Origin of the sequence: Pseudoclavibacter helvolus (genome assembly GCF_049707175.1) — a bacterium.
Lineage (GTDB): Bacteria > Actinomycetota > Actinomycetes > Actinomycetales > Microbacteriaceae > Pseudoclavibacter > Pseudoclavibacter helvolus_A.
This window is the reverse complement of sequence record NZ_JBNAFM010000005.1, coordinates 71,703-85,418: the sequence shown is the minus strand read 5'-3', so window position 1 is coordinate 85,418 and position 13,716 is coordinate 71,703. Positions and strand designations below refer to the sequence as shown.

13 protein-coding genes are annotated in these 13,716 nt (G+C 67.5%); 2 read left to right on the top strand and 11 right to left on the bottom strand.

Annotation, left to right across the window (positions count from 1 at the left end; genetic code table 11):
- Positions 1 to 14: 14 nt before the first annotated feature.
- The 9 genes from ACPYN9_RS05595 to ACPYN9_RS05555 form a co-directional block, all read right to left on the bottom strand.
- Complete coding sequence (locus ACPYN9_RS05595) at positions 15 to 803, bottom strand: hypothetical protein (protein ID WP_424464683.1); 789 nt, start codon at positions 801 to 803, stop codon at positions 15 to 17.
- A 265-nt stretch (positions 804 to 1,068) separates the two neighbouring features.
- The gene (locus ACPYN9_RS05590) at positions 1,069 to 1,923 is read right to left on the bottom strand and encodes a helix-turn-helix domain-containing protein (protein ID WP_424464681.1); all 855 of its coding nucleotides are present in this window, start codon (positions 1,921 to 1,923) and stop codon (positions 1,069 to 1,071) included.
- 7 nt (positions 1,924 to 1,930) lie between these two features.
- On the bottom strand, positions 1,931 to 2,785 hold the full coding sequence (panC, locus tag ACPYN9_RS05585) for a pantoate--beta-alanine ligase (RefSeq protein WP_424464679.1): 855 nt from the start codon (positions 2,783 to 2,785) through the stop codon (positions 1,931 to 1,933).
- A 27-nt stretch (positions 2,786 to 2,812) separates the two neighbouring features.
- Complete coding sequence (locus ACPYN9_RS05580) at positions 2,813 to 3,550, bottom strand: DUF2520 domain-containing protein (protein WP_424464677.1); 738 nt, start codon at positions 3,548 to 3,550, stop codon at positions 2,813 to 2,815.
- On the bottom strand, positions 3,547 to 6,171 hold the full coding sequence (locus ACPYN9_RS05575; RefSeq protein WP_424464676.1) for a PH domain-containing protein: 2,625 nt from the start codon (positions 6,169 to 6,171) through the stop codon (positions 3,547 to 3,549). The genes ACPYN9_RS05580 and ACPYN9_RS05575 overlap by 4 nt, the downstream gene beginning before the upstream one ends.
- The gene (locus ACPYN9_RS05570) at positions 6,171 to 6,656 is read right to left on the bottom strand and encodes a PH domain-containing protein (RefSeq protein ID WP_424464674.1); all 486 of its coding nucleotides are present in this window, start codon (positions 6,654 to 6,656) and stop codon (positions 6,171 to 6,173) included. The genes ACPYN9_RS05575 and ACPYN9_RS05570 overlap by 1 nt, the downstream gene beginning before the upstream one ends.
- A gap of 99 nt (positions 6,657 to 6,755) precedes the next feature.
- Positions 6,756 to 7,334 carry an ElyC/SanA/YdcF family protein gene (locus ACPYN9_RS05565; RefSeq protein ID WP_424464672.1) on the bottom strand — a complete coding sequence of 193 codons (579 nt, stop codon included), beginning with the start codon at positions 7,332 to 7,334 and terminating at the stop codon, positions 6,756 to 6,758.
- 91 nt (positions 7,335 to 7,425) lie between these two features.
- On the bottom strand, positions 7,426 to 7,572 hold the full coding sequence (locus tag ACPYN9_RS05560; protein WP_424464670.1) for a hypothetical protein: 147 nt from the start codon (positions 7,570 to 7,572) through the stop codon (positions 7,426 to 7,428).
- 253 nt (positions 7,573 to 7,825) lie between these two features.
- On the bottom strand, positions 7,826 to 8,485 hold the full coding sequence (locus tag ACPYN9_RS05555; RefSeq protein ID WP_424464669.1) for a hypothetical protein: 660 nt from the start codon (positions 8,483 to 8,485) through the stop codon (positions 7,826 to 7,828).
- A gap of 284 nt (positions 8,486 to 8,769) precedes the next feature.
- On the opposite strand from ACPYN9_RS05555, the gene ACPYN9_RS05550 reads away from it, so the two are divergent.
- A complete protein-coding gene (locus ACPYN9_RS05550) occupies positions 8,770 to 9,459 on the top strand; it encodes a hypothetical protein (protein ID WP_424464667.1) in 690 nt (229 codons plus the stop codon).
- 69 nt (positions 9,460 to 9,528) lie between these two features.
- Here ACPYN9_RS05550 and ACPYN9_RS05545 read toward each other — a convergent pair whose 3' ends face one another.
- A complete protein-coding gene (locus ACPYN9_RS05545; RefSeq protein ID WP_424464666.1) occupies positions 9,529 to 10,674 on the bottom strand; it encodes a hypothetical protein in 1,146 nt (381 codons plus the stop codon).
- Positions 10,671 to 11,018, bottom strand: a complete 348-nt coding sequence (locus ACPYN9_RS05540) for a hypothetical protein (protein WP_424464664.1) — start codon at positions 11,016 to 11,018, stop codon at positions 10,671 to 10,673. The genes ACPYN9_RS05545 and ACPYN9_RS05540 overlap by 4 nt, the downstream gene beginning before the upstream one ends.
- 1,000 nt (positions 11,019 to 12,018) lie before the next feature.
- Here ACPYN9_RS05540 and ACPYN9_RS05535 point away from each other — a divergent pair.
- The gene (locus ACPYN9_RS05535) at positions 12,019 to 13,713 is read left to right on the top strand and encodes an ABC transporter ATP-binding protein (RefSeq protein ID WP_424464662.1); all 1,695 of its coding nucleotides are present in this window, start codon (positions 12,019 to 12,021) and stop codon (positions 13,711 to 13,713) included.
- Positions 13,714 to 13,716 lie beyond the last annotated feature (3 nt).

Sequence of the window (13,716 nt, the reverse complement as noted above, 5' to 3'; positions counted from 1 at the left end):
GACCCCTGGGCGGTCTACTCCGCGGGAGTCGGGCAGTTTGCGACCTGGGGCGTCTGCACCCAGATGTCGGCGTTCTGCTGCGGGGTGCCCGTGACCTTCGGCAGGGCGAAGGTGTAGGTGAAGGTGATCGGCCCGTTCGCGGTGGGTGTGAGGCTTGCCGTGAACACCTGCGACGCCCCGAGCGGTGCGTGGCTGGCGTAGGCGGCGGGCACCGAGGTGATGGATGCCGTGCCGGCCGCTCCCTGGGCGATGGTCTGCGAGATGCCGGGGCCTGCCACCTGGATGTCGAGGTACTGCTGGCCGAGGTAGTCGGCGCCGACGTAGACGGGAAGGTCGAGGTTGTACGTGACTCCGGCCACGCCTTGGAGCTGGAAGGTGGTGACGACGAGCAGTGGCTCGTCGCTGGCTTCTGGCCGATTGTCGCGGTCGTCCATCGACATGAATCCGAGCGGCGACGGGTGCCCCGGGCGTTCCGGGCCGTTCCACCAGTCGATGGTGGCGTGGCCTGCATCCTGGACGGTCGCGGAGCCGTTCCAGATGCCCGGCTTGATCGGCGTCCAGCCGGTCGTGTAGTTCCCGTTCGTGCCGGCTGGCGTGCCCTGCCGGCCGTCGACGTAGAGGTTCCCTCCTGGCAGGATCCAGCTGCCGTTGCTCACGACGCAGTCGACGACGTTCGTGGTGGATGCGGCTGCCAGCGGGGCGGATGTGGCGACGGCGAGCACGGGGACGCTCCAGGCGGCAGTCGCGAGGAGGGCGCGGCGAGCTGGGCGCGACTCGGTTGCGGGGGTTGGTTGGGTGGTCATGTGCGGGGATCCTGACGTGACGGCGCGCTCGCGCACTGCCGCCAGGAGGTCCGAGGCGCGTGCCGAGCGCCAGGGGGGAACGGGGAATGGCGCGTGCTCGTGGCTTCGCTGCCGGGAGGGAGACTGGCAGTCATGCCGGTGATCGATGCAGATTCACGGAGTTTGTGACGTTTCAAGTATCAAACCTGTCGCACTGGGCACGAAATTGGACCAGTACAAAATGCCGCAGATCGGCCGAAACACCCGGGGATCAGGGCGTTCACCTTTACCCCTGTCGGTAGCTCCTCGGGGTCTGGCGCCCCGAGGCCGCCATCGCCCGCGCGAGGGCCGACCCGTTGCTGAAGCCCGCGAAGCTGGCGATCTGCGAGACGGTGAGCCCGGCCCGCGAGGGGTCGCGCAGCAGGTCGATGGCGTGCAGGATGCGCGCGTCCCGGACCGCGCGACGGACCGTGCCGCCGCGCTGCTGGAAGGAGCGCTCGAGGTTGCGGAGCGAGACGTTGAGCTCGGCGGCGAGGCTCGCCGCGGTGCAGTCAGCCCGTGTCGCGTCGCGTTGGATGAGCTGGACCGCCCGCTCATACGTGCCCGGGCGTTCCGGAATCTGGGATGCGCCCCGCGCGTGCAGGAGCACCTCGCGCACCATGACGCGGGCCATGCGTTCGAGGGCCAGGCTGTCGTGGTTCGTTCCGGGCTTGCGGTCTGCCAGCAGCGCTAGCCCGAACCCGGAGACCCCGGAGATCAGCGGCGAGGGCTTGAGCTGCAGCACGCCGCTCGCGGGCATCGCGGACTCCTGTCGCCCGTCGTCGCCGACGAGCCCCACGAGGGACACCACGGTGGCTGGTTCGGTGATGTCGAGCTCGAGCGGGGTCTCTTCCGAGTGCAGGATCCCGCCCCCGGGTTCCACGCGCACCTGGGCCTCGTCGTCACCCGTGGCGGTGAATCCGCCGCCGTCGAGCAGCACCGTCACCCGCGAGGTGAGGCGCGAGTCGCGCATCCGTCGCACCACGAGGCGACCCTCGCCGAGGACCAGTTGCTGCACGGCGACGCGCGCGAAGAGGCGCAACCTGGTCACCGTGACCCGGTGGGCCCCTTCGACGAGGGGCAGCTGCGCCCACGTGTGCATCTGCGGGTCAGCGGTACTCGCCGACGTAGGCGCTCATGTTGTCGATGAGGCGGGTCGTGCCGACGCGCGCCGCGACGAGCACGAGGGCTTTGCCTCGGTAGGCCTCGTTGACGAGTGTGAACGTTTCGGGGTCGACGATGGAGACGTAGTCCATCTTCACGAGCTTCTCGTCCATGAGGGCACCCTGGGCCTGCGAGATCATCTCGCGGATGCCCCGGTCGCCGTTGGACGCAGCGGCCGACAGCGCCCGGACGAGGCTCAGCGCGGCGGTGCGCTCGTCGGCGGAGAGGTAGCGGTTTCGGCTGGACAGGGCGAGCCCGTCGTCTTCACGGACGATGGGTGCGCCGATGACGTCGATGTCGAGGTCGAGGTCGAGCACGAGGCGCCGCACGAGGAACAGCTGCTGCGCGTCTTTCTCGCCGAAGACGGCGGTGTTGGGACGGATGATGTTGAAGAGCTTCGTGACGACGGTGAGCACGCCGTCGAAGTGCGCGAGCCGGTGGGCGGCTTCGAGGATGCCCGCGGCGTAGCCGCCGACGACTCGCGTCTGCTTCACCCCGTCCGGGTACATATCGTCGACCGCCGGGGCGAAGACGTAGTCGACACCGGCCGCGTCGAGCTTGGCGAGGTCGTCGTCGAAGGTGCGCGGGTAGCGTTCGAAGTCTTCGCCCGGCGCGAACTGCATGGGGTTCACGAAGACCGAGACGACGGTCTTCGTGGCGCTGCGCTGTGCGATGTCGACGAGCGAGAGGTGCCCGTCGTGGAGGGCCCCCATGGTCGGCACGAGCGCGATCGTGTCGGTCTTGCCGACCTCCCGGAGCACTGCTTTCGCTTCGGCGATGGTGGTCAGAACGTGTGGCAAGAGCCCTCCTCGGTACTGCGGCGGCCGCTACGAGCGCGGGTCCACCTCAGGAAGCGTACCGTCGCGCGGGTCAAGGGGCTGCGGGTTGGCGTCGGCGAGGGCGTTGTCTGCTGCGGAGCGGACGAGGCTGGAGAGCATGAAGCCGGGGTTCTCGACGCCGATGCCCGAGAGGAGCTCGGTGGCCTGCTTGACGATCGACCTGGTGAAGGTGGTCGCCGTGCTGAGGGCTTCCGCGTAGGTGGGTCGGTCTTGCTCTGCGATGATCACGGGTTCGGCGCCGAGTTCGACGACAAGCGCTTGCGCGATGGGCAGGACGGGCCGCGGCGCGGTGACGGCGCACCAGGCTTCCTTGAGACGGTGCAGGTCGAGGCTGGTGCCGGTGATCTCGATCGCTGGATGCACGGCGAGCGGGATGACGCCGCGGTCGAGGGCCGTGCCGAGCACTGCGGTGCCGTGGCCGGCGACGGTGTGCAGGACGAGCTGGCCGGCCACCCAGGCTTTGGTCTTGGAGAGCTCGAGGATGCGCGCTTCGAGCTCGTTGTCGTCGTAGGCGAGGATGACGAGCTCGCTGCGTTCGATCGCCTGGCGCTCGGTGAGCTTGGGCACGCCGGGGAGCATCGCGGCGGCGCGTTCAGAGGCTGCGTCGGAGCGGGTGGCGACTCCGACAACCGCGTGGCCGGCGCCGGCGAGTGCGGTTGCGACGATCAGCCCGGTGGGTGAGTCCCCCACCAGGCCGATGCCGAGGCGTCCCTCTCGAGTGCTCACGCGCCGTCCTCGGGCGAGGGCACGGATCGCGCGCCGGGGAGGTCCGCTGACGAGCCGCCGTTCTGGCGCTGCTCGCGCAGTTGCCGCCGGGTGAGCGGTTGCGACGGTGCTGGCTGCGCCGATGCGGTGCTCGGCTGGACTGGCGGCGCCGACTCCGGGCTCGGCCCTGCTGGCGGTGCTGACTCCGGGGTCGGTGCGACTGGAGACGCCGGGGTCGGTCCGACTGGCGGTGCCGACGCAAAGCTCGGCCCTGCGGGCGGCACCGGCTCCGGAGCCGGTGCAACTGGCGAAACCGGGGCCGGCGCGGCTGACGGCGCCGACTCCGAGTTCGGCGCTCCCAGCGGATTCGGTCGCGCCGGCACGGGGCCGATGGTGGAGGGCGCCTGGATGGGCGTCGGCGTCGTGTCGATTGCCGAGTCGGGAATGGCGGGAGGAGCCGCAACGGGCTCCCACGAGACCGGAGCCCAGGCGCCGCCGGCGGGCGCTCCGGGTACCGCGCCCGGCGCATCCGGAACCGGACCGATCGACGCCGGCGCCGATGAAGCCGGCGCGGACGGCGCCGAGCCGGCCGAACCGAACTGTGCGGGGATCCGCGCGAGGTCGGGTTCGGGGGCGGCGTGCTGCGCCGCCGGGGGCTGGGAGACGGGCGGCGTCGAGGTGCCCTGCACTCCGCTCTGCGCGAGCGCCTGCTGGTACTCGCGCTCAGCCTGCAGCACCGCGATGGTCTGGCTGTCGACGGGGATGCCGCGTGCCTCGGCATCGGCGACGCGCATGCGTGCCGTTGCGATGGCGCTGAGCGTGGCGGCTTCGCGCCAGCGGTGCGACGTGTCGAGGCTGGCGGCACGGATCGCGACCGCAGAGACGTCGTCGAAGAGGCGGACGCCGATGTTGCCGTCGATCATGCCGATGCGGGTGGTCACGCCGACGCCGAGCACCGTGTGGGCGTGCAGGTTGACCACGTTGGCGAAGTACCCGATGGGCCCTCGGTCGAGGCCGATGGACTGCATCCGCTCTGCCGGGATGATCGTGAGCTTGCGCGACCAGGCGCCGAAGCGCAGGTACAGGGCCCGGTTGTCGAGTCGGAATCCGTGGCGCTTCCAAGAGAAGGGGCGCATCCACGCGGCGCGCTTGGGCGCGGTGACGAAGTAGTCGTCGTCGCCCTTGCTGTACATGCCGAGCTCGATGAGGCGGCGCACTTCGTTGTCGACGAGCATCGGGAGGAGCAGGGCCAGCACGCGCTCGGTCTCGGCGCGCGTGCCGACCGGCAGCACGAGGTTGCGGGTGAGCGCGGCCTGGTTCTGCGACCCGTCAGACGACACCTGCTCCGTGCCTGCTCGAGTGATGCGAACCATCCACCAGTCGAAGGGGCGCCAGAAGAGGGGCTGCGACACCTGGACGGCGTGAATGCGGCCGGGTGGGACGGTGTCGTTGCTCGTCGTGAGGAGGCCTCGGCCGACTCGGACGCCGTCTGGGGTTGCGGCGATGCTGTAGTTCAGGGAGGGCAGGATCTGGCCGACGGTCACACCGAAGAAGACGGCGCCGAGGGGAAGGATCGAGAAGAGCAGCCACCAGAACCCGAAGGTGAAGGTGACGATGAGGCCCGCCACGAGCGCGACGAGGACAACAACCAGCCAGGGGTTGACGAGGTTGGCGACGACGAGGCGCCACGGTGGGAGGCGCACGACCGACTGCGGCGCGGCCTCGCCCGGCGCGAGCTCGGGGCTCGTGAGCTCTTCGACGCGCTGCGCGAAGAACTCGGAGGCGCGGTCGCGGAGCTGCTCGGCCGTCGGCGGCTTCTGCTGGCCCTGTCGAGCTGCCCCGTCGGGGTGCTGGCCGACGCCCGCCTGCTGGCCGACGCCGAAAGGCTGGCCGTCCGACTGCTGCCCGGGCTGCCCGGAGTGGGCCTGCGCCTGCCGTTCGTTGCGCTTGGCACCGGATGCGCGCTGCAGGATGCCCGCGCGGATGCCGTCGGCGTCGCGCGTGCGCACGTAGACGAGCTGGATGTTCGCGTTCTCGCCAGCGACGCCGATGTCGATCTTCGACGCACCGACGAGTCGGGCGATGAAGGGGCGCTGGATGTTGATGTCCTGCACGCGGTCGAGTCGCGCCTGTCGGCTCTTGCGGAACAGGACGCCGCTCTGCAGCTCGATCGTGGTGTCGCTGACCCGGAACTGCGCGAAGCGCCACGAGAGGTAGCTGGCGAGGCCGAGGAGGAGGATCACGACGATCGTGCCGATGGCGGCCCAGAGCAGCCAGCCCTCGTTGCGCAGCACCATCGTGGTGGGGTCGTACTCGTTGCCGCTGTACTCATCGAGCTGCGGGAACAGGAAGCTGGTGATCGTCTGCCACGACTGGTTGATCAGGAACGCCCCGATCGCGATGACGAAGACGCCGACGCGAAGTAGCGGCGTGAGCGGGTGCAGTCGGTGCCATTCGCCGTCGATGAGGTCGGAGCCCTGCCCGAGCGCCGGACCGCGCGGCGGTCCACCAGGTGCACCGGGACCACCAGGTCCACTCGGTCCGCCCGTTGGCGCACCGAACGGCGCGCCTGGCACCGGCGCGGAGGGCGGTGGCGGCGTTCCTGGCTGCTGCCAGTTGCCTGGAGGCGTTGGCGCGCTCATCAGAGGCCAGCTCGGCGCGTCTCGGCGAGGGCGACGAGGTCGTCGCGGAGCTTCTCCGCGTCCTGCCAGCCGAGGCCGGGGATGGTGACGTTGGTGACTGCCGCGGCCGTCACGACCTTGAGCGAGGAGAGCCCGAAGATGCGCGTGAGTGGTCCGCGCTGGATGTCGACGAGCTGGAGTCGGCCGTACGGGATGGCGACCATGCGGCTCCAGAACAGGCCGCGTCGGAAGACGAGGTCGTCCTGGCGCAGCTGGTAGCCGATCGCGCGCACGCGTCGCCACTCGAACGGGATGGAGACGAGGATCGCGAGGAGCCCCGCGCCAGGGAACACGACGACCCACTTCGGCACTTCGGGGATCACGAGAATCGCGATGACCCCCGCGAGCGCGATGAGTGCCCAGAAGAAGGCGCCGATCAGCTCGGACCAGATGTACTTGGGTGACACCCTGCGCCATTGCACGGTGGTGTGGTCGAGCGCGGTCATGCTGCCCCCTCGTTGCGACGTGTCGTCATGCAACTACCGTATCGAGTACGACCGACATCCCCTGTGGAACTGGCGGGCGCGCGCAGAACTCCTCGAGGGTCAGCAGGTCGGCGCGACGAGCGCCTTCACGAACGCGGCCGACTGGTAGGCGTACATCCACGCCCAGTTGGAGTCCTCGATGCCGACCCCGTCGTCGGTCGCGAGCACTCCCCCGCCGAGGCAGTCGGTGAAGATCATGCGGGCCCGCGAGATGTGGGTGACATTGGTCACGATCATGACGCTCTCCCAGCCCTCCGCGGCGGCGAGCCGCTTGACCATGAGCGCCTCGCCGGCGGTCGTGAAGGGCTCCGGGATGAGGCAGCGCGTGACGGATCCCGCTGGCCCTGCTGCCGCATCCGGTGCGCACGCCTCGATGTTGATGGCCGAGTCGACACCGTAGTCGTCGACGGCGATGACGATCGTGTCGCTGTACCCGTCTGCGACCAGTTGCTGCGCCGCGTGGATGCGCGCCTCGCGGGGCGGGCCGAGCACGATGATGGCGTCGACCTCGCGCGGCTCGTCGGTCGACGGGAAGACGAAGAGCGGCAACCCCGCCACGGCGACGGCAGCGACGAGGGCCAGCGCGACGCAGGCGATCGAGATCGCGCGTCGCACCAGCCCTCGTCTGCGTGCGTTCACCAGCACAGGCTACGGGAGCGGGAGGGCGGCAGGCGCGGTGACGCGCCTCACCCGAACCCCGACGACTCCTGAAGTCTCGGAGCGCTGGCGGTCAGGCTGGAGACTCATTCTCGGATGCCACGCTGGCCGGCGCCGCGATCGAGACCGCGATGATGGGCGCCGCCCACGCAGCGGCGCCGAGCACGCCCCGTCGCCCCGTCGGCGACTCCTGCGCATTTTCGTTGTCGTGAATTGCCATAGGTGTTCCCCCCTTGATTCCGGCGCGAGAAAGGATCCCTCGCGTCGAGCGGGTCGGCGACTGACCCCCGTCTGAGCCGACCTCGCGAGCTTTCACGCTAACCCGACTGGGTCGGTCCAGTCATGGGGAGAACTGCCCTGTGGATGCATCAGCCAAGATCGCTGGCGAAACTCGGCCTTGTATTGCCGGGACACACAAAGGGGCGGGCAGAGTTCGCGCTCTGACCGCCCCGAACAGGTGCATCTGGGGTCTACTAGACGCCGCCCGTGAGGCGTTCGCGGTGGAACGAGTCCGTCACGTCTCCGGATGGCAGCTGGGCGATGAAGTCGTAATGCTTGACGCTGTAGACATCGAAGGAACGCGGACCGCCCAGCGTCCAGGTACCAGGGCGGGCGATGCCGTGGAACTGCGGGGCCGCCATCGAGTTGGTGGAGTTGGCGGTATCCGGACGCCCTGTACTGAGCGGGAGCTCCATCCGCAACGGATCTCCAGGAAGCGCCTTGGGCGTGATCGTGTACGTGTAGTAGCCATCGACGGGTGCGGACTCGCTCACGTTCCAGTTCGGGTCGATCTCGTCCCAGTCAACGGCGAACGGGAGCTTGTAGGTCGCGACGTAGTTGGTGATCGTCGCGGTGAGGCCGCTCGTGTTGGTGCCGAAGTAGACGATCGGGTTGTCAGCTTCGCCCCGTAGCGCGAAGGTCGGCGTCGCGACGACAACGCCGTTGCGCTCGATGTCCTCCGTGACGAGACGGATGTGCGAGCCGCTGAAGGCCTGGTACTCAACCTTGGATGCGGCGGTCGCTGGCGCCGCGACGGCGAAAGCGATGACGGGTGCAGACCAGGCCGCAACTCCCAGCAGATTCCTGCGATCGATCACGCCAGCACGCGTTCGACCCCTGTTTGACTCGGTCATGTCCAACCCCCTGAGGACGTAAGAGCGAAAGCCGGGGGACCTTCGCGTTTGGCCGCGGGATCTCCCCGCCTGCGGCCTTCTGACAGCGCAACGGTAGCGAGATTGTTCCGGTCCAGAAAGACAAGTGGCCTATAGTGCTGGACTATTCGATGGCCAATTTCATGACATCGAATTTGCTGTTCCCGTATCCACCCAAAGCGCTTGAAAATACACGAAGACGAGAGTGTCCGGATAAGCAAACTTCGGCGTTAGGCGACTTCCGGGTCGGCGAATACGATGGGCGCATGATCCCCGAGAGGGTTACCGCAGCGCATCCCCTGCTCGCCGCGGTCGACCGAATCCTGCCGTCGACGCTCGTCGCGCATCCGCTGCTCTGGAACTGGGCGTGGTTCGTCGTGTTCGGCGGGGTCACCGTGCTCGGCTGGTTCGGGGACTGGCCGATGGCCGCCTGGGTCGCCGTCATGGTGGTCGGTTCGCTGCCGGCCCTCGCATCCACCGTCGCCCTCCTCCTGCACACACCGCGCAGCCACCTCGACGAGCACGACTCCGTGTTCGGTCATTTCTTCGTGCGGTTCGTGACGCTCATCGTCGGGTTCGCCGCCTGGACGGTCTCGGTCGTGATGAGCGCCAGCCTCTCGACGCTGCTGCAGCTCGTGGCCGAGAATCGCGAAGACGAGATCACCTACTCAGGCGTGCAGCTCTTCGCAGGCCTCACGCTGCCCGTCGTGCTCGCGATCTGGCTCGTCTTCCTGCTGCGCTGCGCCTGGTTCCTCTCGAAGCTGCGCGGTTGGCGCGAGCATCCATCGCCTGAGCGCTCGAGGGTTCCGGATGCGTTCCTCGCGGCACAGCCGAGGTTGCGTGCCGTCGTCGTCGGGCTTGCACACCCCGGCGCGCTGATCGCGACGGCCGGGCTGTCGACGGCCGCGGTGCTGACGGAGGAGGCGCTCCGGCTGACGCTGGAGATGTTCTTCTGATGACGAGGCCGGCGTGCCCTCACCTGTCAGGTAAGCGCACGCCGGCCTCCTCGCTGTTTCTGGCTGGCCCTAGCTCTGCTCACTCTTCGAGTGGCGGCGCAAGGCAAGGGTGGCGATGGTAGCGCCGAGGAGCACGGTGACTCCGGCGCCGATGCCGAGTGGTGCCAGGTTGCTTTCCATCCCCGTGGTGGCGAGTGCACCCGACGTCGGCGTTGCGGCGGGGGTGGTGGGTGCCGCAGCTGTTGCAGTTGGAGCTGGCGTTGCAGTCGCAATTGCAGTCGGTGATGACGACACAGAGGCGGTCGGCGGCGTGGGCGGCGCCGACGTCGGCGCCAGGGTTGATGTCGGTGTTGGCGTCGTGCTTGGTTCCGGCGTGAACGGCGCGATTTCGATCGGCAGCCTGGTCCGCACGTAGTCAACACCGTCTGCTGTCGAACCGGTGAGCTCCAGGTCGCCGACGACTCCGGCTTCGCCGCCCGCGACTCGGAACGAGAATCTGGTGTCTGTGGTCCCGATGGGGGCCGTGAACATCAGGACATCGCCGATGACCATTGGTTCGCCGATCGTGGACGAGCCCTCGACGTAGCTCGCACCTGCGGGAAGCCTCACGAGTGGTCCACCGGAGGGAGCAACCGGCACCTCGGCCGAACCGAAGGAGGCCGTCACGGCCTTCTCCCCGTTCTCGGCGTCTTCTGACGTCAGCTCGGCTGGAACCGCTCGCTTGTCGTTCGTCGAGAAGTGGGTCTGGAAGGCGACTGTCGACGAGGCCCCCGGAGCGAGGTCCAGTTTCCAGCTCAAGCCGATGTAGTTGTCGCGAGCTCCGCCGAGTGTTAGCGCGATGTCACTGAATTCTGCCGCGAGTGCGATGTGCGCCCCGATGCCTCGCCCCTGATCAACTTCGAACTTGCTGCCCTCGGTGAGCGGAACGAGCTGCGCGAGGTCATCGCCCGGTGTTGTTCCTTCACCCCAGGGGCCCGTGGGGATGCCCTTGATGCTGTTGCAGGCGGCTGAGCCATCACCTGTCGGTGCTGCGGCGTAGGAGAGCACGTCGTACGGGGTGCGGGCGCAATCGGCGACCCGATAGACGATCGGCTCGAGAGCGGCATCACCAAGGTTCTCGACCTTCACTGAAGTGGTGAAGGACGATAAGCCGGATGCATAGGTGTCGATCTGTGTGACCTTGACCCCGTCGCCGGCCACGACGGTCGAGATCACGTGGGGTCGAGTAGCGAGCCGCTGCCCGAAGTCTCCTGGCTGATGGGCGACCAATCCTGCATTCGAGTTTCGCCATCCGGGAAGCCAGGCAATGAATAGGCTGCTGGCGCGTTGAGCGTGCCACTCGCGACGACCGCGGTCAGGCAGGAAGTCCCGAGCTCGAAGTGCGGTGCATCAGAGCCACCCGTTACGTCCGCGTTGCAGGTGAGGTCGGGCGCCGTGGTGAGCGAGGTGATCGGCCCCGCTTCGTTGGTCATGGTCGCGGCACCGGCCGCGGCGGCCGAGCTGACACAGATGAGCGCGGTCGCGACGATGGCTCCCGCGACGATGTGCGTCCTACGCATGTTCCCCCTGATGGTCCCCGTGCGCCGGATGGCGCAGCCATTTGCCACCAGCGTCTCTGAACTCGCGCGGTGCGACCGAGGACGCTCCGGCCTCTGGAAGCGGCATCGTCCGCGAATGTGGCGAGCAGTAATCCGCGGTCCGGATTTGTGGGCCCAATCCGCGATGATGCTCGTGAAGAGCTGACAGCCGACGATGCAGCGGGAGCACACGTCAAGCACGAAGGCCGCGGGGACCCAACCCTGGAACAAGCGAACGGAGGTGAATTCAGCAACCCAGAGACAGCCAGGTGCGCCCGAACGCACGGCCGCGGCGACGTCCGCGCGATGCACCTATCCGCGCTGCGTGTCGGTCGGAATTTCGAGCTGCTGCCGACCCTGGTGCACGTGCTCTTGTTTCCGCCCGGCTCATCGCGAGGCTCGCGCGCGAGCCGCTTTGCTCGGTCCTTCAGCTCATGCGGACGCTTCCTCTTACCCGTCGTCATGGTGCCGGCCCTTTTCCGGGGAGTAAAGAACCTCCAGTAAGCCCGGGGCGATTCATCGAAGGTCCCGAAGGTCCATCCACACGGTCCCGTTCGACCGGTGCTGCACTCAAATGAATCTGACCTCTCCCACCCGCAGGGTCTTCTCGCGCATCGTCGCAGTAAAACTTACCCACGGGAGCTCCCCGAATCCATGGCTCCACGACCGATAGCACTCAGAAGGAGCTTCGCCGCGAATGACGATCTGACAGCGGATTCCTGGGACCCAGACCCCGCGCGTTTCGGACACACCTGCACACCGATTCCGCCTCCACGAAGTAACGCCACGCACGCTATCCTTGGCGAGACGCGGGCGAAACCTGCGATACTTTTGTGCCTCCGCTCGGTGGGCGCAGCACGATTAGCGGCCGCTGGCTGCGGGAGAAATCTTGATTCGCGAACTTCGCATTGCGCTTACTCTCATCAGCGAGAACATCCGAGGCTGGGTGACCTTGGCCGTAATAGGGTCTGTACTGCTGGCCGTGCTGGACACAATCGGCGTCGCGGCGATGCTGCCGCTCATGACACTGCTGACAACGGGCGACACGCAGTCTGGCTTCGTTGGAGCTGTCAGTGAGGCTGTCGGCACGTCGGAGGTCTCGACCCTGGTCGTCGTGCTCGCTGGGCTCGTCGCGGTCTGCTTCGTCGCGAAGAGCGTCACATCCATCCTGTTTCGCTGGTGGCTACTTGGGCACACTGCCGTGCTGACTGCGGAAGCGTCGGTCGAGCTCATGCGGCGCTACGTGCTCTCGAGCTATGGCTCACACAAGAAGCGCAACCTAGCGGACGTCTATCGGAATATCGGCGTAGCTGTATCGCAGACGTTCAACCAGGTAGGCCTGGGTCTGCTTAGCCTCTTGAGCGACGCGCTCGTGCTGCTCATGCTCGCGCTCGTATTGCTCATCGCCTCGCCACTGGCCACCCTGTTCGCAGTGGTCTTCTTTTCGGTCGCAACCTGGTCGATCCAGGCAATCCTCAAACAGCGACAGATCCGTGCAGGCAAGCAGTACGTCGATGCCGACGGCGAAGCCTGGGCCGCGATCATGCCCGGCCTCGACGGCTTTCGCGAATCGCGCCTCACATCGAGCGGCCATCGTTTCGTGAAGGCCTTCGGGCATGCCCGCGAGTCGCAAGCGCAGGCACAGCGCCGAACGACCATGCTGAGCGAGCTGCCGCGCTACACGCTCGAAGTGAGCTTCATCCTCGCGGTCATCGGCATGGCCGTGATCCTCTTCGCGACAGGAACCCCCGAGAACGCGCTCGCTGTACTTGGAGTCTTCGCTGCCGCCTCTCTGCGTCTCCTGCCAACGCTGAACCGTGTGACCGCGACGATCGGCACCGTGCGCGCGGGACAGGGTGCAATGCACACGCTCGTCGAAGAAGTCGAGAAGCTCGACGAGGAGGAGCGCCACTCGGAGGCACGCAAGACCGACCATAAGTTCCGCGGACCGATCACGATCTCGGGCGTCACCTACCGCTACCCGGACTCGGAGCGCGCAGTGCTCGATGGTGTGAGTCTCACCGTCCAGGAGGGCAAGACCACGGCCATCGTTGGCGCGAGTGGTGCCGGCAAGAGCACCTTGCTCGACATCATCCTGGGGCTCATTCCGCCGACGAGAGGCGACGTGCGGTGCGGCGGGCGCTCGATTCATGACGATCTCGTCGCCTGGTTCGAGTCAGTGGGACTGGTTCCTCAGGACGTCTACATGGTCGACGACACCCTCGAGAACAACATCGCCTACGGAGTCGATCCGGCAGACATCGACCGCGAACGCGTCGCGCAGGTCGTCGAGCAAGCCCGCCTCACGGGCTTCGTCGCTGACCTCCCCGACGGGTTGCAGACACGGCTCGGTCAGCGCGGCGTTCGCCTTTCCGGTGGTCAGCGTCAGCGCGTCGGGATCGCACGAGCACTGTACCGCCGGCCGCAGATCCTGATCCTCGACGAAGCGACGTCGGCCCTCGACAACGTCACGGAACACCAGATCACCGAGACAGTCGCCGGATTGCGTGGCGACATGACGATCATCGTCGTCGCCCACCGACTCTCCACCGTACGGGACGCCGACACGATCGTGTTCATGAAGGACGGCGCAGTGGAAAGCACAGGCACGTTCTCGCAGCTGCGCCAGTCGAACGCGGACTTTGAGCGGCTCGTCGAGCTTGGAAGCCTGGGCTGAAGC